This window comes from Pseudoalteromonas sp. L1, from assembly GCF_021728095.1.
In the GTDB taxonomy this organism is placed as follows: domain Bacteria; phylum Pseudomonadota; class Gammaproteobacteria; order Enterobacterales; family Alteromonadaceae; genus Pseudoalteromonas.
In genome coordinates this window covers 661,218-681,616 of the sequence record NZ_JAKKCT010000001.1, presented here as the reverse complement: position 1 = coordinate 681,616, position 20,399 = coordinate 661,218, and the positions used below count along the sequence as shown (strand labels likewise).

Below are 20,399 nucleotides of genomic sequence, written 5' to 3'. Positions count from 1 at the left end.
CAAATACAACAAGATTTACACAAAGGAGGTCAACCATGGCCCTTAATTATAAAAAAATACCTTTGTATTTATCAGCGATAATCTGCGCTTGGTCAATACCCGTCGATGCTTTTGCAGCTAATCAACCACACACCCTGCCATTGGAAATTATTGATGTCACCGCGTCACGATTACCAAGGGAGCTTTACAACACTCCCGCAGCTGTCACACTTGTTGATGGGCAACGTGAATTTCAACTACAAGAAGCTTTACAGTTGGATGAAGCTCTGCAATTTGTGCCTGGTGTGTACTTTCAAAACCGCTATAATTTTGCGCAAAATCTACGTATTTCTATTCGTGGCTTTGGTTCTCGCGCACCGTTCGGTGTAAGAGGAATGCAATTACAAGTAGATAATATCCCCTACACTTTACCCGATGGGCAAACTCAAGTAGATGATATTGAACTTAACGGTATAGACCAATTACATGTGACTCGCGGCGCAGCAACCGTCCAATACGGTAACGGCGCAGGAGGGGCAATTAATATCAGTACAAAAAATGGCGAAACATTCAAAGGTGTCACTCTAAACCTTGATGTCGGTAGTGATGACTTATATAAGTTAAACGCACAAGCAGGAACCAGCAACAACACTGGCAGTGCCTATATCAGTGCAAGCCATCTCAACTTTAATGGCTATCGAGAGCAAAGTCAGGTTGAAAAAACCACTTTGCGCGGTAAGTTTATTTGGAATATTAACGACAGTAAAACACTCACCGTAATCACATCACTCATGGATATGCCAACATCCGAAGACCCAGGCGGGCTAACAAGAACCCAAGTTAATGAAGATCAACGTCAAGCCACTTTTATGGCTAAACGATTAGACAGCGGACAGCAGGTAGAGCAACAAACCCTAGGTTTAACTTTACGAGATAGTTCGTTCGAAAATACCCAGTGGATGATTAATCTATTTGCAACCCATCGCGATTTTGAACAACAACTGCCATTTCCTGGCAGTAGTTTAATTGCCTACGATCGCTGGTTTTATGGAAGTAGTTTTGAAATAACCCAAGACTTACGAGCAAATAAACGACCGATTCGCCATACATCGGGTATTGAAATACGTAAGCAAGAGGATGACCGGCAACGCTTTAGCGTCTCCCCTAACGCTGAAATAACAAGGCAAACGGTTGATGAACTACAAGAAGCAAGGTCAATGAGTGCCTTTAGTATTGTAGATTGGCACCTTAACGACGCTGTAATTTTAACCACTGGGGTACGCTACGATGATTTAAAAATGTCAATTGACGCTCACTTAGCGCAAAGTGGTGTTGGTTCAGGTCAACGTAACTATCATGAGTGGAATGGCAATTTAGGGCTTAGCTACCGGCTGGGTTTAAGGCATCAGTGGTATGCTAATTTAGCCACCTCTTATGAATCACCAACCTTTACAGAGTTTGCCAACCCACAAGGTACAGGCTTTAACCCATTTTTAAAACCTCAAGATTCTTTAAGCCGTGAGTTAGGTGTTCGAGGTGAGTTGAGTGACATTCAATACGACATCACTTTGTTTGCAACCAAAGTGACTGATGAAATAATTCCCTATGAAATTGACGGTCTAAGATTTTTTGAAAATGCTGGCAAAACCGACCGAAAAGGCCTTGAGTTAGCTTTTGAGTGGCAACTCAATGAACAATGGCAATGGCGAAATGCGCTGACATTGGCTCGCTATCAATTCGATAACTTCACTCCACTAAGCGGTGATAATGTAAACGGAAATCGTATGCCTGGCTTACCAAGGCAACAGTGGGTCAGTCAAATTAACTGGCAGTATAATAAATGGCGAATTGAACTTGAGTCGAGTTATACCGGTCGGTTCTATGCCGAAAATAGTAACGACACACAAATAAAACAAAATTGGCTATTTAACACACGCGCTTCCTACTCGCTATCACCTTCTGTATCGATAAAAGCGGGGATACGTAACTTATTCTCAAAAGATTATTTTGCAAATGTACGTATTAACGCAAATGCTAATAGAGATGTGAGCCAACGCGGTTACTTTGAGCCAGCACCTGAACGTAATCTATATTTTGGTCTGAGCGCAAAATTCTAAAACGGTCTCATTTAATAAAAAGGTGGATTATTTAATCCACCTTTTTAAATTTAAACAATTACTTTACGCCTAGCTCACGTAAGCGCTCTTGTAAGTAGCTGTCGGCTGTGTAGCGCTCAGAAAGTACAACATCAGGGCGCGGGTGTAAGAACAATGGTAACGAAATACGTGATTTCGTAGATGCTTTACCTGTTGGGTTGATTACGCGGTGAATCGTTGATGGGAAGTAACCACCTGACGCTTCTTGTAGCATGTCACCAATATTGATGATCAAGTTACCAAAATCACATGGTACGTCTAACCAACCACCATCTGTTTTTTGTACTTGTAAACCTGGCTCATTGGCCGCAGGTAAAACAGTTAATAAGTTGATGTCACCGTGTGCCGCAGCACGAATTGCGCCTGGCTCTTCATCACCTGTCATTGGTGGGTAGTGAAGAATACGCAAAAGTGTTTGCTCAGAGTTAGCAATCATATCTTTAAGGTCGATAGAGAACTTAGCGCGCACATCTTCTGGTGCTTCAGCTTGAACCCAGCTTAATAATGTAGCTGCAAACTCATTAGCTAAACGGTAGTACTCACGGATTTCTTCTTCTAACTGTGCTGGAACACGGCCTTTTGGATAAACGTGGTAATACTCTTTAATATCTTTAACGGTAAAGCCTTTTGCAACTTCTGACACTGATGGTGGAAAATAACCATCTTGTGTTTCTTTTGAAAATAAAAACTCGTGCTTTTGCTCAGAATTAAAGAATTCTTGCCAATTTTTGTAAATAGACTCAACTAATGACTGAGGAATTGGGTGATTTTTTAATACACCGAAACCTGTGTTTCTTAGTGACTCAACAAATTGAGCGGCCGCATCGCTCGCTTTATAATCAACGGTAGGTAAATGTTGCATTGTCTTTTCCAGTGAATAAGGTTCTAGAAGTCTGTGCTAAGCTTAGCATTTCTTCATTATAGCGCTTCGCGAGGATAGAGAAACACAAGTAAAAACATAAGGACTTATGTCCGCTCCTGTTTTGTTAACGCCTTAGTTTTGATACAGATCAACCACTTCAAAAATTTAAGGTAAAGTTCAAAAGTAAAAACAAGTTCAACGGGTCTATTCTTAAATATTAAATAAAGGTAGGGTTTATATCATGCGCAAAAAAATAACATTTCAAAGCGGTGAGCTAACACTTGCAGGACAACTTGAGTACCCTGCAAACGATGTAAAGTTTTACGCTCTATTTGCTCACTGCTTTACATGTGGAAAAGATATAGCAGCTGCAACCAGAATAAGCCGCGCACTAGTTCAACAAGGTATTGCCGTGTTACGTTTTGACTTTACCGGTTTAGGTAATAGCGATGGTGATTTTGCTAACAGCAATTTCTCCTCCAACATCCAAGACTTGATCGCCGCCGCAGAGCATTTACGTGAAAACTTTAAAGCACCACAGTTACTCATTGGCCATAGCTTGGGAGGTGCTGCAGTGCTTGCAGCCGCTGATAAAATTAATGAAGTACAAGCCATTGTGACTATTGGTGCGCCATCGGATGCTCAACATGTAAGTCATAACTTTGCAGCCCAAATAGATGAAATTAACAGCCAAGGAAAAGCAAAAGTAAACTTGGCAGGTCGTGAATTTACCATTAAAAAGCAATTTTTGGATGACATAGCACAGTATGATCGAAGCCATATCAGTAAATTAAAACGTGCTTTATTAGTGATGCACTCCCCTATCGATACAACCGTTGATATTAGCGAGGCAGAAAAAATTTACGCCTCAGCGAAACACCCTAAAAGCTTTATAAGCTTAGATAACGCCGACCACCTACTCAGCAACAAAGTGGATGCTGATTATGCTGCAGGGGTAATCGCATCATGGGCAACGCGTTATATTGATTATGAAAAAGAAAGTTACACAGCTCAATTATTAAATGGGAGTGTACTTGTTGAAGAAAAAGATCACGTTTTTACTCAATATGTCAGTACAAAAGATCATACTTGGCTTGCTGATGAACCATTAAAGGTAGGGGGTAGTAACTTAGGGCCCGACCCTTACCACCACTTACTTGCAGGCCTTGGCGCTTGCACATCAATGACTCTTAGAATGTACGCTAGTCGCAAAAACTTACCGTTAGAACATATTAAAGTTGAGCTTAATCATACACGTGACTACCACCAAGATTGCGATGATTGTGAACACAACAATAAGCTAGAAGCAATCACACGTAAGATTACACTAGTAGGTGACCTTACGGATGAACAACGACAGCGTTTGCTCGAAATAGCAGATAAGTGCCCCGTGCATAAAACACTTCATAACAATCCATTGGTGATTAGTGAACTCGTGAATAAATAACCTATTAGCGCGTTAAAAAATAACGCGCTAACTCTACTTAACTGTTTATTGTAAGAAAAGCGTCAGTTGCTTTGTCATCTCTTCAACTAACCATTTCGGCCCGCCATCATACATGTCGTTATGGCGAGAATTAGGAATTACAGTTTGCGTTACAGGATACACAGCTAGCTCCTCATCAGTTAATAACACCCTATCATCCGCTGGGTAATCGCTACCACGTAGCGTAAGCACAGCAATATGTTTGTTCCGCGGTATCAGCATACGGCGATGATCAAGGGTGATCAGCTTAGAAACCTTAGTAGGATATATAGCGGCATATAATGCTGCAATATCACCTCCATTTGAGTGCCCAAATAAAGTGAGCTGATTAAAGTCATACGCAGGATAACACTTGGCAAGTTCTACGGCTAAAAACTCAAGGGTTTGTACACCACGGTGCCAGTTTTCCATACGTGTGGTCATGTATGGCGGCTCAGGATTTAAACTCGGGTCGCCTTTTAATTCATGTGCAACTTCAACCGTTAAATAACCATGCTGATGAAAAACTTGCTGGGCAAATTGATAGTCTGTATGTGCCATACCATAGCCTGCCCCAATAAACGCCACGGGGCATTTTTTCTTTACCGTGCATGTGCTATCAGCTGCTGTGATAGTTACTGGAATATGGCGCGCCCGCTCAGTATCAAACAGCGTCTCTGTTTGATTTGCAAAGGCTGTTTGCCCGCTAAGGGTTAACGCGAGCATTAGCGCCGCCTTTTTAATATTTAACATACTATAACTGCTCTAATTTGAATTCTAAGCTACGTTTAACCATAGGCCATTCACCATCAATAATTGAAAACACCACGGTATCACGTACGCATCCATCGGCCATTATTTGGTGATTTCGAAGCACCCCATCTTGTTTCGCTCCTAAGCGGGCAATGGCATTGCGCGAAGCCTGGTTATGCCAATGGGTACGAAACTCAACGGCAATCACATTAAGTGTTTCAAATGCATAACTCAGCAGCAGTTTTTTACAATCAGTATTAACCCCAGTACGCTGAAAACGCTTGGCATACCAGGTATAGCCAATTTCTAAACGGCGGTTTTTACTGTCGATATTACAAAAGCGAGTTGAGCCTATCACCTCATCGGTGTGTTTATCGATGACAGCAAATGGTAATGCGCGACCAAGTACTTGTTGTTCAAACGCCATACTTAAATAATCGTCAACACGTTCTTCATTGGGCACCGAGGTAAACCACAACTCCCAAAGCTTTCCATCAGAAGCAGCGCTTACTAAAGCATCGCGATGTTCACTTGTTAACGGCACTAATTTAACAAATTGACCTTCTAAGGTGATGGGACTTAAATCCATAACTTTTCTTAACCTTAATTAGCAATAATATTTAATCCACCAGCTCTATATCGAGCCCTGCTAATAAATCCAAAGCGGCATAACGTTCAAATTTAGCTTTGCTGATATTATTAGCAGTTATATCAATGGTAAAATGGCTGGCACCAATAAAATTAGCGTTACTGAGGTTTGTTTGTTGAAACAAGCTGTCACGAAAATCAGTGTCAGTAAAATCAGCAGATGTTAAATCTGCATGCCTAAAATCAACATCTTTGGCAAAACAGCTGCGCATTTTTAAAGCCTTTAAACTAAGCTCAAAAAAGCTGCTGTGGCTAAGCTCGCAGCCAACAAAACTCACAGGGGCGCGGCTGGCGAGTAGCGGCCAATCAACATCAGTAAAACGCACACTGGTTAATTTACACTCTTTAAAACTGACCTCTTCGAGTGAGGTGTATCTCAGCCCAAGCGCAGCTAAATTGCAGTTTTTGAACTCACACTCTATAAATCGGCAATTTTCAAACTGGCTACTGCTAAAGTCACAGTCAATAAATTCACATTGCTCAAACTCGCAATGTGAAAACGTTTCTCCCGCTAAATTAACCTCAAAGGTTTGTTCAAAATAAAGTGAATGACTTTTGATCACGCGCTCGTCTCAATATCTTTTTTAAGCGCCAGTACAGCAATAAAAATTAGGCCAAATAATGGCATAAAACCTAAAAGCCCACCGATTATGGCGACGATTACAGGTGTTGTCGTTTTACGTTTACCTAAGTAATAGCTAATAACGGCAAAAAACGGGATTAAAATCAAAATGAAAAAACCGATGAAGCTTCCACTTACGCTCATGCCCACTCCTTGAAGAACATATTTATAAACATTTAAGCACAAAAAAACCCTAAGGCATACACCTTAGGGTTTTCATTAAACCTTATAATTCAGTTTATTATGAATTATTCAGTGTCTTTCGCTACAACATCAATGGCAAGCTCAGTTAATGCATCTGCATTTGCTTTGCTTGGTGCATCTGTTAATAAACATGATGCTTGAGTAGTTTTAGGGAAAGCAATAACGTCACGAATGTTATCAGTACCGCATAACAGCATAACTAAACGGTCAAGACCAAACGCAAGACCTGCGTGCGGTGGTGTACCGTATTTAAGTGCGTCCAATAAGAAACCAAACTTGTCTTGTTGCTCTTGCGCTTCGATACCTAAGATTCTAAATGCTGTTTCTTGCATGTCTGCATTGTGAATACGTACCGAACCACCACCAACTTCATAGCCGTTTAAGACCATGTCGTATGCATCTGATAATGCACCTGCTGGGTTTGCTTCAAGCTCTTGGGCAGAAATACCTTTTGGTGCAGTGAATGGGTGGTGAACCGCATGCAGTGTACCTTCATCGTCTTCTTCGAACATTGGGAAGTCAACAACCCATAAAGGTTTCCAGCTATCAAGATCAGTGACGCCTAAATCAACACCAATCTTAAGACGTAGCGCACCCATCGCTTCGTTTACAACGTTGCGCTTGTCAGCACCGAATAAAATGATATCGCCAGATTGCGCGTTAGTGCGCTCAAGTAACTGGTTGATCACCTCTTCATTTAAGAACTTAGCGATTGGTGATTGTACACCTTCAACGCCCGCAGCACGGTCGTTAACTTTCATCCATGCTAGGCCTTTCGCGCCATAGATACCGATGAATTTAGTGTAATCGTCGATTTGTTTACGAGAAAGCTCAGCACCACCTGGTACAGTTAATACCGCAACACGGCCTTTTTCGTCATTAGCAGGACCAGAGAATACTTTAAACTCAACGTCTTTTACTAAATCAGCAACGTCTACAAGTTGCATTGGGTTACGTAGGTCTGGTTTATCAGAACCATATAAACGCATTGCTTCGCTGTAAGGCATTACTGGGAAGTCGCCTAAGTCAACGTCTAATAATGACTGCCACATTTCGCGGATCATTTTCTCAGTCATTGCACGCACTTCGTCAGAGCTCATGAATGACGTCTCTAAATCGATTTGCGTGAATTCTGGCTGACGGTCAGCACGTAAGTCTTCGTCACGGAAACATTTAACAATTTGATAGTAACGGTCGAAACCCGACATCATTAATAATTGTTTAAATAACTGTGGCGACTGAGGTAAAGCGTAGAAGCTACCTTTGTGAACACGGCTAGGTACTAAGTAATCACGCGCACCTTCTGGTGTTGCTTTTGTCAGTACCGGTGTTTCAATGTCTAAGAAACCGTTGTCATCTAAGAAACGACGCACAAAGCTGCTCGCTTTTGCACGAAGTTTAATACGGTCGCTCATTTCAAGACGACGTAAATCTAGGTAACGGTATTTTAAACGGCGCTCTTCAGAGTTTTGCTGATTAAAATCAAGTGGTAATGGCTCTGAGCGGTTGATGATAGTTAAGCTTGTGCCTAAAATTTCAACTTCACCTGTTGCCATGTCTTTATTTACTTGGCTATCAGGGCGTGCGCGAACAACACCTTTTAACTGCACACAAAACTCTTGACGTAGTTTATTAGCAGTATCCATTAATCCTTCTACTTCCGGATCAAATACCACTTGTACTAGACCTTCTCTGTCACGTAAATCGACGAAAATAAGGCCACCAAGGTCACGGCGTTTGTTGATCCAACCACATAGTTCAACTTCTTGATCTACGTGAGATTTATTTAGCTGTCCGCAATATATAGAGCGCATAGTATTCCTGTCAGTTAAAGACTTATAGCCGCCTGCTCTTAAGAGTTCGCTATTTTGAGAGCAAAAGCCACTATACAAAGTAATCATTTAAGGCAGAGCATTATACCCAAACCATCGCAAAATGCGAGTGCCAGCAGTGCCTGTCAGGGGCTAAATAACCCCCCCGACTTCTGAGCAAACATTTCTTTTGTTACACTAAGCAAAGTTTAAATTTATTGGTTGATTTAATGCTGTATTTAGGTTGTCCGCAGTGGTCTAGCACCGCATGGAAAGGAAATTTACTCTCTAGTCACTGTAAAAGCGCCGACATGCTCAGTGAGTATGCGCAATGCTTTAATTCAGTTGAGGGCAACACCAGTTTTTATGCTGACCCAAGTCATGAGTCATTGTTACGCTGGCATGATGCGGTACCCGAAGACTTTAAATTTACTTTTAAATTTCATCGGCGTTTTAGTCACGAATTACAACTGACTAATATAAATAGTGAGCTGAATGCATGGCTAAACTTATTTGAGCCAATTTTTGCCAAAACAGGGCAAATTATGTTGCAGTTACCCAGTGCTTTTGGCCCGAATGCCCTGCCACTACTAACTAACTTTATTGCCCAGTTACCAAAACAGCTTAATTACGGCGTAGAAGTTCGTCACCCTGCCTTTTTCCAAAAAGGAGAGGCTGAAATTCGTTTAAATCAGCTATTGATTGAAAATAATATAGACCGCATCAGCATGGATACTCGCGCTTTATTTGCTGTACCCGCCGATAACGATGCATTGATTGATGCACAAAAGAAAAAGCCTCATTTACCTGTGCATGCAATCGCTACAAACAATAATCCACTAGTGCGTTTTGTTATTGCAAGCTTAGAGCATGAATACAAATCCTATTACCAACCTTGGCTTAAAAAAATAAACCAATGGCTCGAAGAAGGTAAATCACCTTATGTATTTTTTCATACCGCAGATAATCGCCAGTCACCACTTTTAGCAAGACAGTTTTGCCAAGATTTAGGTTACAATCACCCCGTGCTTGCGCCTTTTATAGGTGAACGCGAAGCAAGCCAAAGCAGTTTATTTTAATTTCAGAGTGCATATGAAAGATTACAGCCGTTATTTTCAAGGTTACCCGCCCCATATTATTGAGCAAGTGTCACAGCTATTTAATGGCAACAAAGCTGCAAACTACCTAAAGGGCAAATACCCTGACGCACATAGCATTACCAGCGACAAAGCTTTATACAATTACGCCACAGAGCTAAAAAAGCGTTATCTTAAAAATGCCCTGCCTTTTGGCCGTGCCGCGTTCAAAAAACAAGGCGATATGGTCACCAATGCGTTAGGTACCCATACTTTTCGTATGCAAGGTAAAACCCGTAAACACGACCTAGCAATTAATAGCGATTTACTTCGCGCACCTGAGCCTTTACTCAAAGCGCTCGTCGTACATGAACTGGCTCATTTTAAAGAGAAAGACCACAACAAAGCATTTTATCAACTATGTTGTCACATGGAGCCGCAATACCATCAACTAGAACTGGATTTAAGAATATTCAGTGTATTAGTCAGTGAAGGAAAAAATCCTTACTAGAGTGCCTAGTTTAAGTGAAATCGGCAGCGCTTTATTCAACTTCAAACCTTATTTGACCAATTAGCTGCCCTGATTCTGTAACCACTTTAACTATCCATTTGCCAGATGAATCTGCAGGGAAATTCGTTTTATGACTCCACGCCCTATAGCCCTTTTCCCGTCCACCCGATATTTCTAATGGAATACGCTCAACCTCTTTACGGTTATGCACCCATACATGGTAAATTTTTTCATTCAAGCCTCTCGGGGCTTTAACAGCGCTAAAGCTATATAGACCTTTTTGATGTAAAGCATGCTCGGTTAATTTTTGAATCGGCTCTATTGGTTTACGGGCTTGTTCGTCAAGCTGATACGACATGCTCATATCGGTTAAGCGCAGTGCCGCAGGCGGCACAAAGCTACGTAACTGCCATAAACCTGCACTGAGCGCTCCTAATAGCAAGACAAGTAATGGAAAACGCCACCATTTTGCATTAGGCATTAAGTTACCTAAGCTTGGTATGGTAAAGATAACAGCTGTAATGAGCGCAATTTCAAAGCTCTGGCTGGTGGTAAGTTGGAATAAAATAGGTAAAGTAACTGAGATTACAACAAATAACGAAAAGTTATGAAAAACAGTAAATAACACACTGTGTTTAGCGAGTTTTTTATAATAAAGCGGATCGACAACAGAGATAAATGCGCACAGTGCAATTAAACCAGTAAATGCAGCCTGTGGGTGATCCCACGTTGTCACCGCTAAAAAAAACGGTAGTGCAAAAAACAAACTCTCTTGCTGCACAACCTGTAATGCAAAACGCATAAAATTGGGAGACACAGCCAAACCAAATTGCTGTTCAACTTTATCCCGTAACCAGTTATCTAGAATTAACCAAACCCAGCTTACAAGTAAAAGTATAGAAATAACTTGCGAGAATGACTCTTTTCGCTCAACGAATATAAAGCTTGCAACCCCACTGCAAAAAGCCAACACCGCCATCAGACCAGGGCGCTTTTGCATTGCTATGACAAATTTTGTTATAAAGTCTTTTAAGTAATTCATGCAATCATAAAATCCGTTTAAGAGTATGTGATTAAAGCATAAATTGGATGAATGTAGGCTTTAAAAACGAGCTTTTAGTTCAATGCAGTTAGACATTTAGATGAAGCTAACAAGCAATAAGTATTATTTTCAAAAAGGAACAAATGGAATGTTATATAGGATCTTGATAATGCTTTTATTACTCTCTAAGTGTATAACTGCAAATGCATTTGAAGATTATAGTTTTTTTAATGGTGAATGGAATTGCAAAATGAAATCAGTATTACCAGACGATGCAATACTAGAAGTTAATAGCCATATAAATACTTCAATCGAAGATTTAAACTCATACGCAAGAAGCTTTTTTAAAATTTACTTCAAACAAAACCCTAATTTGGCCTCTATTATTTCTGTAGAATCCTCAGAAAAAATGGATTTTGAGGGTGATATCATGATCAGCTTTGATTCTCATACCCATAAAACAAAACTAATCAAAGATGATCTAAATTTATTTTCACCAGAGTCTGTGAAAAGCTTTACTCGAGGGCCTTCAGTGACAGTTAAATCAAAAATCAAAAAAATAGACGATGAGACTATTACGTTAATTGGGATCCCAGACAAAGATGTTATCAATTGCTCTAAAACACAAAAAAGCGCGGTTTAACCGCGCCTCTATTTTCCCTGACAGCTGAAAGCCAAAGTCGTTGGGTTACAGCCCTAACTCTGCCATAAAATCATCATCTGCATCGTCTGCTTGTGATGATGTTTTTTGCTTTTCAGCTTTTTGTTTAGCTTCGTTTTCAATGATGTCATCTGGGTCAACGGCTTCTGAAATATCAAAGTCATGTAGTTTGATAAATTCAGTTTTATCCATCGCTAGTTCTAGATAGAAAATATTTTGCTTCGCTGTAGTGAATGTTACACGGCGAGCTTGTGGTCTATCCATGGTGGTATCAACAGAGATTTGCACCTGCTTGTTAATCGCCATCATTTTAGGCTGGTTTTGAGTGATTGATGTATGCAGCTGCTCTCTTACCTTAGAGGTAAAGTCACCCACAATTTGGTTCATCAGCTCACCTAATACATTAGCAACATCATCTGATAAATGGCTTTGCGCAATTTCATCTTCTGGCATCCCCATATTACGCATATAGTCATGGTAGATTTCCATGGCTGCTTGCGCTGTGAAATTAGTAACAACTAGGCCTGTAAAGCCACCATCGAACAATACAAAACAGCCAATATCTGGGCGCATACAGGTACGGGTAATTTTTTGCACCATCGCAGAATAACTAATATTGTTACCACTTGCTGATGACAATACGCCGGTTACTGAATGACACAGAGTTGATAAGATATCTTCGGTACTGATCACTTTGCTTTTAGTCATTAAACTTCTCTTTTTTGTACTTGTTATTGATAATTCTAGCCAAGCTACTGAATTTATCACTGACTATCCAGTTAAAAATGCTAAAATAGCGGTATTATTTTTTAAAGAGACTGTTCACGTGACGCAAAAAGACAGTATTTATGCCACTGAGCAAGCGGTTAAAGACTTTAGCTTTGACCAACATGTAGTAGAAGTTTTCCCTGATATGATCCAGCGCTCGGTGCCAGGCTATGCTACCATAGTAAGCACCATGGGTAAGCTGGCTGGCGAGTACGCGCAAAGCAATTCAAACCTATACGACTTAGGCTGTTCACTTGGTGCAGTAACGTTAAGTATGCGCCGTAATATTCGCACCGATAACTGTAATATCATTGCGGTCGATAACTCACAAGCGATGGTTGAACGCTGTAAATTACACTTACAAGGTTTTCGCTCTGACGTGCCGGTCACCGTTACGCTGGGTGATATAAACGATTTAGCCATCGAGAATGCCTCTGTGGTCGCGATGAACTTTACTCTACAGTTTATTCCACCTGAAAAGCGCCAAGCGGTGCTTGAAAAGATTTATGCAAATTTAAAACCTGGCGGCGTTTTGTTGCTTAGCGAAAAAATTAAAGGTGAAGATGAGCAATGCGATAATTTGCTCATTGATTTACACCATGATTTTAAGCGTCATAACGGCTATTCGGAGCTTGAGATCAGCCAAAAGCGTACGGCTATCGAAAATGTCATGCGCCCTGATCATTTATCTACCCACTTAAACCGATTAAGCGAAATTGGTTTTAGCCAAACGCAAGTGTGGTATCAATGTTTTAACTTCTGCTCGATGATTGCAATCAAGTAATCATCACAACGATATAAAAGAGTATTTCATGTCTCAATGGTTTAACCAATTTTACGCTGCGATTGCACAAAGCCCGCTTAGTCACTGGCTCGAAACTTTGCCAGGTCAATTAAAGCACTGGGAACTAGAAGCCAGCCACGGCGATTTACCTAAGTGGCAAAAAGTGCTGAAAAACTTGCCTGAAGTAAGCACCAACCATGTAAACCTTCAGAATAAAGTACAAATTGGCACCGGTGATGAGCTATCTGAAGGTCAGCAAAAACAGTTAACGCATCTATTAAAGCGCATGATGCCATGGCGTAAAGGGCCATTTAGCTTGCACGGTATTGAGATTGATACTGAGTGGCGCAGTGATTGGAAATGGGATCGTTTACTGCCGCATATCGAACCGTTAAAAGGCCGCACTGTGCTTGATATTGGCTGTGGCTCCGGTTACCACTTATGGCGCATGCGCGGTGAAGGCGCCAATTTTGTGGTAGGTATTGATCCATCCGATTTATTCTTATGCCAATTCCAAGCGATTAAACACTATCACCAAGATGAAAACGTGCATTTATTGCCGCTAGGTGTAGAGGCTCTGCCTGAACTAAAAGCATTCGATACCGTGTTTTCGATGGGTGTTTTATATCACCGCCGCTCACCTATCGACTTTTTAGCGCAGTTAAAAGCGCAGCTTCGCCCAGGTGGTGAGCTGGTACTTGAAACCCTGGTTGTTGAAGGTGATGAGCATACAGTCTTAGTGCCAACCGACCGTTATGCCAAAATGCGTAATGTGTGGTTTATTCCAAGCACCGCGGCATTAAAACTATGGATGGAGCGTGTTGGCTTTAAAGATGTACAAGTTAAAGACTGCGCAATCACAACACTTGAAGAACAACGTAAAACCGAGTGGATGGAAAACGAATCACTGGTCGACTTTTTAGATCCAAATGACACCAGCAAAACCATCGAAGGTTACCCTGCCCCTCTTCGCGCTATTTTAACCGCGAAAGCTTAAGCCAAACTTGGCTCTCGGTTTTAGGCTCTGAACAAACCAAGAGCCTAAAACCCAATAGCTAATTCCTTTTTTAGCGGACAACTGTCCTTGTCAAGTCGGTTAAAGTGATTTTTCAACTAGCCGCGCCATTGCAATTGTTGTAAAATACGCGCGTTTCTAAGCAACCCACATGCAACTTTTTTGAGGAAAACCTGTGAGCGAACAAAAACAGTCTCTTAGCTATAAAGACGCGGGCGTAGATATCGATGCCGGTAATGCACTTGTTGAGCGTATTAAAGGCGTAGTTAAAAAAACCAGACGTCCTGAAGTAATGGGCGGTATCGGTGGTTTTGGCGCACTTTGCGAACTACCAACTGGCTATAAAGAGCCTGTACTGGTTGCTGGCACAGACGGCGTTGGTACAAAACTACGTTTAGCTATTGATCTTAAAAAGCACGACACAGTGGGTATTGACCTTGTTGCTATGTGTGTAAACGACCTTATCGTACAAGGTGCTGAGCCACTATTTTTCCTTGACTACTATGCAACTGGTAAATTAGACGTAGATACTGCGGCTGATGTTGTAACAGGCATTGGTAAAGGCTGTGAGCTATCTGGCTGTGCATTAATCGGCGGTGAAACTGCTGAAATGCCTGGTATGTATGACGGCGAAGACTACGACATGGCTGGTTTCTGTACGGGTGTTGTAGAAAAATCAAAAATTATTGACGGTACTAAAGTGGCTGCAGGCGACCAATTAATCGCACTTGCATCAAGCGGTCCTCATTCAAACGGCTTCTCATTAATTCGTAAAGTACTTGAAGTATCTGGTGCAGACACAAGCGCAGAGCTTGAAGGCAAAACACTTGGCGATCACCTTTTAGAGCCAACTCGCATTTACGTTAAACAACTACTTGAGTTATTCAAGCAGGTTGACGTTCACGCGTTATCGCACATCACGGGTGGTGGTTTCTGGGAAAACATCCCGCGCGTACTTCCTGAGTCTGCAAAAGCAGTAATCAAAGGCGACAGCTGGGAATGGCCTGTTGTTTTCAACTGGTTACAAGAAAACGGCAACATCACAACTCACGAAATGTATCGTACATTCAACTGCGGTGTAGGTATGGTTTTAGTTGTTCCTGCTGACAAACTTGAGCAAAGCTTAACAATTCTTAAAGATCTTGGCGAAAATGCATGGCACATCGGTGAGATCCAAGATGCAAAAGCAGGCGAAGAACAAGTAGAAATTTTAGGTGGTCGTGACTAATGACCCCTTGTCGTCTTGTTGTATTAATTTCTGGTAGCGGTTCAAACCTTCAAGCCATCATCGACGCCTGCGCGCGCGGTGAAATCAAGGCCGACATCGCCGCTGTAATTAGTAATAAAGCCGACGCCTATGGCCTTGAGCGAGCAAAAAAAGCAGGTATACAAACACGTGTACTTAGCCATAAAGATTTTGACTCGCGTGAGGCCTATGATGCTGAGTTAATGGACATTATTGAAAGTTTTGAACCAAATCTGGTTGTATTAGCTGGTTTTATGCGTATTCTAACACCTAACTTAGTGCAAAAATTTAAAGGAAAAATGTTGAACATTCATCCTTCTTTGTTGCCTAAGTACCAAGGGCTGAATACCCATCAAAGAGCTATAGATGCAAAAGATGAGGTTCACGGCGTAAGTGTTCACTTTGTAACTGAAGAGCTAGACGGCGGTCCCGTTGTGCTTCAGGCCAAAGTGCCGGTACTCGAAAACGATACCGCAGACACACTTGCGCAACGTGTTCATCAACAAGAACATATAATCTATCCTTTGGTGGTCAAGTGGTTCAGTGAACAACGACTCAAGATGGAAGCAGATTATGCAGTTTTTGACAAAAAGAAACTTCCTGCACACGGCGCACATTACCCAGAATAAAAAACGAAGTGCCCTACTCGCATGTGTGGGCACTTTATTACTTCCTACCAGTGTTTTAGCTGGCGACCTCACTCAATACCAAGCCAAATACGATGTACTTCGTAAAGGTGAAACCCATGGTAAAGCGGTACGTGAACTAAAAAAAATCAACGATGGCAACTATGTACTTACCTATCATAGTGAAATTGAATGGATGATTTTTTCTGATTCACGAAAAGAAACCTCCGAATTTAGTTACCAAGATCATAAAATATCACCTCTTAGTTACGCTATGGAGCGAACAGGAACAGGGCCAGATAAAGAATATACGCTCAAGTTCGATCCTGTTCACAAGCGGGTCAACAGTAACCAAAGTAAATACCCGCTGAAATTCGATTGGTCAGATGATTTCCAAGACTCTTTATCGTATCAAGTACAGGTTCGCGAAGAATTAAAGCAAGGTAAAACGCAGCTTTCTTATCCTTTAGTCGATAAAAAAGGCAACCTGCGTAATTATGACTTTGAAGTCATTGGCACAGAAATGATTTCATTACCAATCGGTAATATAGATGCAATTAAAGTAAAACGCTTATACGACAACAATAAACGTCAAGCCCTTGCTTGGTTTGCCCCCGAAATGGACTACATGTTGGTTCGCATGTGGAAAGGTGAAAAAGGTGTCGAACAGTTTGAAGTACAACTTAACTCATTCACTGTCACAACACCTGTTACCGTAGCTAATGATAAGTAGTCGCGATTTTACATCGCGAAAAGCGTTTACATCACACGGAGGTGTCAGCGTTTAGGTAAATTATCTTTTAAAAGTCGCGGGGTGAACCCGCTGCTACCTTAGATTAATTCGCCCATTTTAAACAACGCAAACTCACCTGGCTCCATTTTTTGCCAGCGTTCGTCATTAGTGAGCGGCCTTGTTGCAATGACAGTAACCACATCGTTCGGTGTGGTTTCTTTTTGAAAATCAACCACCATATCAGCATCAATCAAAGTCGCTTTACCAAATGGCGCACGACGAGTGATCCAGTGCAGATTATTAGTGCAATATGCCAACACATACACACCGTCAGTGAGCAACATATTAAACACGCCCTTTTCACGTAAAGTATGCGCAAGTTTAGCCACATAGCGAAACACGGATGCCATATTTGAAGGACGTTTAGGGTATTTTTCTCGCACTTTATCAAGTAACCAGCAAAATGCTAATTCACTGTCGGTATTTCCAACAGGTCTATAATGCTCAGGTTTTAAATCATGATAATTAGAAAGTTGACCATTATGAGCATACGTAATTTCACGCCCCCATAGCTCACGAGTAAATGGGTGGGTATTTTCAAGACATACACGACCACGATTGCCCTGACGAATATGGCTTATCACCGAAATACTCTTTATTGGGTAAGCTTTCACAAGCTTGGCAATCTCAGACTGGCAACTTGGCTCTGGATCTTTAAACGTACGACAGCCTTTTCCTTCATAAAAAGTAATACCCCAACCATCTTTATGCGGCCCAGTATTCCCCCCACGTTCTAATAACCCTGAAAAACTGAAACAAATATCCGTTGGTACATTGGCCGACATGCCAAGCAACTCACACATAAAATAAATTAACCTTTAAAATCATAAGTATAATATAAAAATTGAAATGATAAATTGCTTTTGGTCACAGTTTTGGTTTCACTTGAGATTTTCGTGTTCTTTATCATTTACTTTTATATCTTTGATGGAGTTATTGTTAAACACCCTTACAGTAAAGGCAAGTTGATATGAACACTGGTTTGCTATCTATATTTTTTTGTGCTGCTTGGTTATCATAAGTTAACTTAAAAAGTAGAAAAAGGTCTTAAATTGATAGAGCTATCCAAATCTGAAACAGCATTGCTAGCAGTAATTCTTGGTTGGTTTTTAGGACAAGGAGCTGAACTTTTTAAAAGCTATATCGCACGAAAAAAAATGCTCAAAGCATTTTACTTTGAGTTAGATGACATATTAGATCATTTAAATGAATCTAAAGAAAGGTGTAAATCAGGCTTGAAGAAAACAAGATATGAAGCAGTAACTTCTCCACAACAAGTTGTTCGACCAGTTTATGAGAATTACTATAAAGATATATATACCTCACTTACTCCCTCAGAGCGAAAAGCTATAAATCAAATTCATGGGCATGTAACAAGCTTTAATCAACGACTAGTCGCTATTGATAATAACTTTAATAATTTGAAGTTAAAGTTTCTTGCTGCATACATAGATGCTTTGTGGGCTACAGAGTTAATCCTGAATTTAACAGATTTTAATGGTATGAAAGAACTCAAGGATGACAAAGATAGAATCAATTTGATAAATGAGGAAATTCAATGCCTTATAAAACAGTATCAAATTTAAGGAAATATATGAGTACCTTATACTTGATAGAATTATCAATTACGCAGAGAGTTTGCCAAGTACATTTGATGGCATGGATCAAATAACTAAATTGCTTACTTCACTTAAAGGAAAATAAAAAATATGAAACGGATGATCATTATAATTTTTTGTTTGGCAGCTGTAGCGGCAGTAACTGCACTCGGGCTTTACGCTATTAAATTCGGATTTGGCTTTGCTTCAACTATTGGTGATTGGGGCTCGGTAGGTGATTTTTTTGGTGGTGTTCTAAACCCTACATTTGCATTACTTAGCTTAATCTTAATTGCCTATACATTAATGCAAAATAAAAAGGCTTTAGAGCAAAGTGAGCAGGCAATAAAACAAGGCACTGAAGCTATAGAACAAAATGAAAAAGCGCTTAGAGTAAGCAATGAAGAGCTTAAGCTTACCCGTGACGAACTTGCCAACTCATCTGAAGCATTAAAAGAACAAGCTAATTTATTAGCAGTACAAAGCTTTGAGACAACTTTTTTTAACATGCTAGAATTGCATAATAAACTACTGAAAAATATAGATTATGATATAAATGAATCATACCATGAAATCTCATCAATAATTGGAATCAATGGTTTTACGGACTATGGACGTAGAGACCTCAATCAAAAGGGCACTAATGCTTTAAATCGCATACTAAATTCAATCAGTAGTGTACAACAAAGAAATCAACAGTATGAGTCCCTTATTATTTCTGTATTTGATGCTTTTTATACATATAAAAATAAAGACTTTGGTAGCTATTTTAGAAATCTATATCAAATTTTAAAACTAATAGAAAACAGCTTTTCCAACAAGCATCTTCAAAAAAAATACAGCAATATACTTCGAGCCCAGCTATCAAACCAAGAACTTTCGCTTTTACTGCTAAATTGCTTGTGCTCGTATGTAGATAATGGCCAATTCAAAAAGCTAGTAATTCACTTTGAGTTACTCGAACATTTAGATATTACTTACAATTTAGATAACAATAATATTGTGACTTTTATAATAAATAACCCAACACTATATTTGACTAGTGATGAAATCGACCAGTACCTTTCAACGGACTCCAGTGGCAAACTAATTAAATCTGCTTTTGGGCAAAACCTTCAAATACTTGAATATTGCAAGTTTAGAAACATGGTTGATCAATAACATAAAAAAGCCCGTATACACGTAATGCCAGTCAGTTAAGCTGACTGGCTTTTTTCTTTGTGGGGTATTTAGTCGGTCTTTTCCTCACAACTCTTGGGTAATACCTGTCAGGCCGTTTGTCAGGTAATTTCATCATCCTTAACGATTCCATCAGGTATTCATAGTGAACGGGCAACTTGGTTACTGTTTCCGGTAAAGTGGTTAGGAAGAACACGATGATGTGTCTCATGCAGAGGCCGAAGCTAAGCCGCGATGGGGATAGCTCAGGCATATCTTTAACGGCATCCAGCATAATCATCCGAATCAGGTTGTAGGCCAGTAGTAGTCCCCAGAGCTCCTGTCGTACCATCTCAGGTTTCTTGCTACGAAGTGTCAGCTTGGCCTGATTTAGCGTCTGTTTCATTTCCCTGAACCCTAGCTCTATTTCCCAGCGTTGAACGTACACATCAACAACTTCTTCGTAGGGAAACTGCAATACATCGACCATTGAACTGAGCACATGGTAGCTTTTCCCGTCTACTTTGTAACTGGTTAGCCTCGCGTCGATGGTTTCTGGTAGACCATCAAATTTTTTCCGAGCCTGAGGCGAAGTCTTGAGAGTGATAACAGCATAATGTT

The 20,399-nt window shown here is 40.6% G+C and carries 22 protein-coding genes; 12 read left to right on the top strand and 10 right to left on the bottom strand.

Annotated features, from left to right (window positions below):
• The first annotated feature begins 35 nt into the window (after positions 1 to 35).
• On the top strand, positions 36 to 2,096 hold the full coding sequence (locus tag L3V38_RS03200) for a TonB-dependent receptor (RefSeq protein WP_237118324.1): 2,061 nt from the start codon (positions 36 to 38) through the stop codon (positions 2,094 to 2,096).
• A 58-nt stretch (positions 2,097 to 2,154) separates the two neighbouring features.
• On the opposite strand, the gene L3V38_RS03195 is transcribed toward L3V38_RS03200, so the two are convergent.
• Complete coding sequence (locus L3V38_RS03195) at positions 2,155 to 2,997, bottom strand: 2OG-Fe(II) oxygenase family protein (RefSeq protein ID WP_062569368.1); 843 nt, start codon at positions 2,995 to 2,997, stop codon at positions 2,155 to 2,157.
• 241 nt (positions 2,998 to 3,238) lie between these two features.
• Between L3V38_RS03195 and L3V38_RS03190 the strand changes: the two genes are divergently transcribed.
• Complete coding sequence (locus L3V38_RS03190) at positions 3,239 to 4,444, top strand: bifunctional alpha/beta hydrolase/OsmC family protein (protein ID WP_237118323.1); 1,206 nt, start codon at positions 3,239 to 3,241, stop codon at positions 4,442 to 4,444.
• A 45-nt stretch (positions 4,445 to 4,489) separates the two neighbouring features.
• On the opposite strand, the gene L3V38_RS03185 is transcribed toward L3V38_RS03190, so the two are convergent.
• The 5 genes from L3V38_RS03185 to aspS all read right to left on the bottom strand — a co-directional run bounded on the left by L3V38_RS03185 (position 4,490) and on the right by aspS (position 8,503).
• Entirely contained in the window at positions 4,490 to 5,215 is a 726-nt protein-coding gene (locus tag L3V38_RS03185; protein ID WP_237118322.1) for an alpha/beta hydrolase, read from the bottom strand.
• A gap of 1 nt (position 5,216) precedes the next feature.
• On the bottom strand, positions 5,217 to 5,804 hold the full coding sequence (locus L3V38_RS03180) for a GNAT family protein (protein ID WP_237118321.1): 588 nt from the start codon (positions 5,802 to 5,804) through the stop codon (positions 5,217 to 5,219).
• Positions 5,805 to 5,835: 31 nt separating this feature from the next.
• Positions 5,836 to 6,426, bottom strand: coding sequence for a pentapeptide repeat-containing protein (locus L3V38_RS03175; protein ID WP_237118320.1), 591 nt, complete (start codon positions 6,424 to 6,426; stop codon positions 5,836 to 5,838).
• Positions 6,423 to 6,629: a hypothetical protein gene (locus L3V38_RS03170; protein ID WP_130150156.1), complete on the bottom strand. Its 207-nt coding sequence runs from the start codon at positions 6,627 to 6,629 to the stop codon at positions 6,423 to 6,425. Before L3V38_RS03170 ends, L3V38_RS03175 begins: the two co-directional genes overlap by 4 nt.
• Positions 6,630 to 6,733: 104 nt before the next feature.
• Positions 6,734 to 8,503: an aspartate--tRNA ligase gene (gene aspS, locus L3V38_RS03165; RefSeq protein ID WP_237118319.1), complete on the bottom strand. Its 1,770-nt coding sequence runs from the start codon at positions 8,501 to 8,503 to the stop codon at positions 6,734 to 6,736.
• Between the two features lie 227 nt (positions 8,504 to 8,730).
• Here aspS and L3V38_RS03160 point away from each other — a divergent pair, with 227 nt between their 5' ends.
• Complete coding sequence (locus L3V38_RS03160) at positions 8,731 to 9,579, top strand: DUF72 domain-containing protein (RefSeq protein ID WP_237118318.1); 849 nt, start codon at positions 8,731 to 8,733, stop codon at positions 9,577 to 9,579.
• 13 nt (positions 9,580 to 9,592) lie between these two features.
• Positions 9,593 to 10,087 (top strand): YgjP-like metallopeptidase domain-containing protein, encoded by a 495-nt coding sequence (locus L3V38_RS03155; protein WP_237118317.1) that lies wholly within the window; start codon positions 9,593 to 9,595, stop codon positions 10,085 to 10,087.
• 31 nt (positions 10,088 to 10,118) lie between these two features.
• On the opposite strand, the gene L3V38_RS03150 is transcribed toward L3V38_RS03155, so the two are convergent.
• Positions 10,119 to 11,129, bottom strand: a complete 1,011-nt coding sequence (locus L3V38_RS03150; protein WP_062569376.1) for a DUF5924 family protein — start codon at positions 11,127 to 11,129, stop codon at positions 10,119 to 10,121.
• A gap of 250 nt (positions 11,130 to 11,379) precedes the next feature.
• Here L3V38_RS03150 and L3V38_RS03145 point away from each other — a divergent pair, with 250 nt between their 5' ends.
• Positions 11,380 to 11,772, top strand: coding sequence for a hypothetical protein (locus L3V38_RS03145; protein WP_237118316.1), 393 nt, complete (start codon positions 11,380 to 11,382; stop codon positions 11,770 to 11,772).
• A gap of 45 nt (positions 11,773 to 11,817) precedes the next feature.
• On the opposite strand, the gene L3V38_RS03140 is transcribed toward L3V38_RS03145, so the two are convergent.
• Complete coding sequence (locus tag L3V38_RS03140) at positions 11,818 to 12,498, bottom strand: DUF3334 family protein (RefSeq protein ID WP_237118315.1); 681 nt, start codon at positions 12,496 to 12,498, stop codon at positions 11,818 to 11,820.
• Positions 12,499 to 12,616: 118 nt separating this feature from the next.
• Here L3V38_RS03140 and cmoA point away from each other — a divergent pair, with 118 nt between their 5' ends.
• The 5 genes from cmoA to L3V38_RS03115 all read left to right on the top strand — a co-directional run bounded on the left by cmoA (position 12,617) and on the right by L3V38_RS03115 (position 16,962).
• Entirely contained in the window at positions 12,617 to 13,342 is a 726-nt protein-coding gene (cmoA, locus tag L3V38_RS03135; RefSeq protein WP_193988968.1) for a carboxy-S-adenosyl-L-methionine synthase CmoA, read from the top strand.
• A 28-nt stretch (positions 13,343 to 13,370) separates the two neighbouring features.
• The gene (cmoB, locus tag L3V38_RS03130) at positions 13,371 to 14,339 is read left to right on the top strand and encodes a tRNA 5-methoxyuridine(34)/uridine 5-oxyacetic acid(34) synthase CmoB (protein ID WP_237118314.1); all 969 of its coding nucleotides are present in this window, start codon (positions 13,371 to 13,373) and stop codon (positions 14,337 to 14,339) included.
• A 193-nt stretch (positions 14,340 to 14,532) separates the two neighbouring features.
• Positions 14,533 to 15,585, top strand: coding sequence for a phosphoribosylformylglycinamidine cyclo-ligase (gene purM / locus L3V38_RS03125; RefSeq protein ID WP_054551593.1), 1,053 nt, complete (start codon positions 14,533 to 14,535; stop codon positions 15,583 to 15,585).
• The gene (gene purN / locus L3V38_RS03120; protein WP_237118313.1) at positions 15,585 to 16,232 is read left to right on the top strand and encodes a phosphoribosylglycinamide formyltransferase; all 648 of its coding nucleotides are present in this window, start codon (positions 15,585 to 15,587) and stop codon (positions 16,230 to 16,232) included. The genes purM and purN overlap by 1 nt, the downstream gene beginning before the upstream one ends.
• The gene (locus L3V38_RS03115; protein ID WP_237118312.1) at positions 16,177 to 16,962 is read left to right on the top strand and encodes a DUF3108 domain-containing protein; all 786 of its coding nucleotides are present in this window, start codon (positions 16,177 to 16,179) and stop codon (positions 16,960 to 16,962) included. The genes purN and L3V38_RS03115 overlap by 56 nt, the downstream gene beginning before the upstream one ends.
• A gap of 98 nt (positions 16,963 to 17,060) precedes the next feature.
• Here the strand turns inward: L3V38_RS03115 and L3V38_RS03110 are convergent, their stop codons facing one another.
• On the bottom strand, positions 17,061 to 17,825 hold the full coding sequence (locus L3V38_RS03110; protein ID WP_130150165.1) for a class II glutamine amidotransferase: 765 nt from the start codon (positions 17,823 to 17,825) through the stop codon (positions 17,061 to 17,063).
• A gap of 249 nt (positions 17,826 to 18,074) precedes the next feature.
• On the opposite strand from L3V38_RS03110, the gene L3V38_RS03105 reads away from it, so the two are divergent.
• Complete coding sequence (locus L3V38_RS03105; RefSeq protein ID WP_237118311.1) at positions 18,075 to 18,608, top strand: hypothetical protein; 534 nt, start codon at positions 18,075 to 18,077, stop codon at positions 18,606 to 18,608.
• Positions 18,609 to 18,731: 123 nt separating this feature from the next.
• The gene (locus tag L3V38_RS03100) at positions 18,732 to 19,781 is read left to right on the top strand and encodes a putative phage abortive infection protein (protein WP_237118310.1); all 1,050 of its coding nucleotides are present in this window, start codon (positions 18,732 to 18,734) and stop codon (positions 19,779 to 19,781) included.
• A 31-nt stretch (positions 19,782 to 19,812) separates the two neighbouring features.
• Here L3V38_RS03100 and L3V38_RS03095 read toward each other — a convergent pair whose 3' ends face one another.
• Positions 19,813 to 20,328 carry a transposase gene (locus tag L3V38_RS03095; protein WP_237118759.1) on the bottom strand — a complete coding sequence of 172 codons (516 nt, stop codon included), beginning with the start codon at positions 20,326 to 20,328 and terminating at the stop codon, positions 19,813 to 19,815.
• Positions 20,329 to 20,399 lie beyond the last annotated feature (71 nt).

What these genes read in the sequence shown, in the direction of transcription:
- L3V38_RS03200 (WP_237118324.1), top strand. Translation starts at nt 36, where the DNA reads ATGGCCCTTAATTATAAAAAAATACCTTTGTATTTATCAGCGATAATC.
- L3V38_RS03195 (WP_062569368.1), bottom strand. Translation starts at nt 2,997, where the DNA reads ATGCAACATTTACCTACCGTTGATTATAAAGCGAGCGATGCGGCCGCT.
- L3V38_RS03190 (WP_237118323.1), top strand. Translation starts at nt 3,239, where the DNA reads ATGCGCAAAAAAATAACATTTCAAAGCGGTGAGCTAACACTTGCAGGA.
- L3V38_RS03185 (WP_237118322.1), bottom strand. Translation starts at nt 5,215, where the DNA reads ATGTTAAATATTAAAAAGGCGGCGCTAATGCTCGCGTTAACCCTTAGC.
- L3V38_RS03180 (WP_237118321.1), bottom strand. Translation starts at nt 5,804, where the DNA reads ATGGATTTAAGTCCCATCACCTTAGAAGGTCAATTTGTTAAATTAGTG.
- L3V38_RS03170 (WP_130150156.1), bottom strand. Translation starts at nt 6,629, where the DNA reads ATGAGCGTAAGTGGAAGCTTCATCGGTTTTTTCATTTTGATTTTAATC.
- aspS (WP_237118319.1), bottom strand. Translation starts at nt 8,503, where the DNA reads ATGCGCTCTATATATTGCGGACAGCTAAATAAATCTCACGTAGATCAA.
- L3V38_RS03160 (WP_237118318.1), top strand. Translation starts at nt 8,731, where the DNA reads ATGCTGTATTTAGGTTGTCCGCAGTGGTCTAGCACCGCATGGAAAGGA.
- L3V38_RS03155 (WP_237118317.1), top strand. Translation starts at nt 9,593, where the DNA reads ATGAAAGATTACAGCCGTTATTTTCAAGGTTACCCGCCCCATATTATT.
- L3V38_RS03150 (WP_062569376.1), bottom strand. Translation starts at nt 11,129, where the DNA reads ATGAATTACTTAAAAGACTTTATAACAAAATTTGTCATAGCAATGCAA.
- L3V38_RS03145 (WP_237118316.1), top strand. Translation starts at nt 11,380, where the DNA reads ATGAAATCAGTATTACCAGACGATGCAATACTAGAAGTTAATAGCCAT.
- L3V38_RS03140 (WP_237118315.1), bottom strand. Translation starts at nt 12,498, where the DNA reads ATGACTAAAAGCAAAGTGATCAGTACCGAAGATATCTTATCAACTCTG.
- cmoB (WP_237118314.1), top strand. Translation starts at nt 13,371, where the DNA reads ATGTCTCAATGGTTTAACCAATTTTACGCTGCGATTGCACAAAGCCCG.
- purN (WP_237118313.1), top strand. Translation starts at nt 15,585, where the DNA reads ATGACCCCTTGTCGTCTTGTTGTATTAATTTCTGGTAGCGGTTCAAAC.
- L3V38_RS03115 (WP_237118312.1), top strand. Translation starts at nt 16,177, where the DNA reads ATGCAGTTTTTGACAAAAAGAAACTTCCTGCACACGGCGCACATTACC.
- L3V38_RS03110 (WP_130150165.1), bottom strand. Translation starts at nt 17,825, where the DNA reads ATGTGTGAGTTGCTTGGCATGTCGGCCAATGTACCAACGGATATTTGT.
- L3V38_RS03100 (WP_237118310.1), top strand. Translation starts at nt 18,732, where the DNA reads ATGAAACGGATGATCATTATAATTTTTTGTTTGGCAGCTGTAGCGGCA.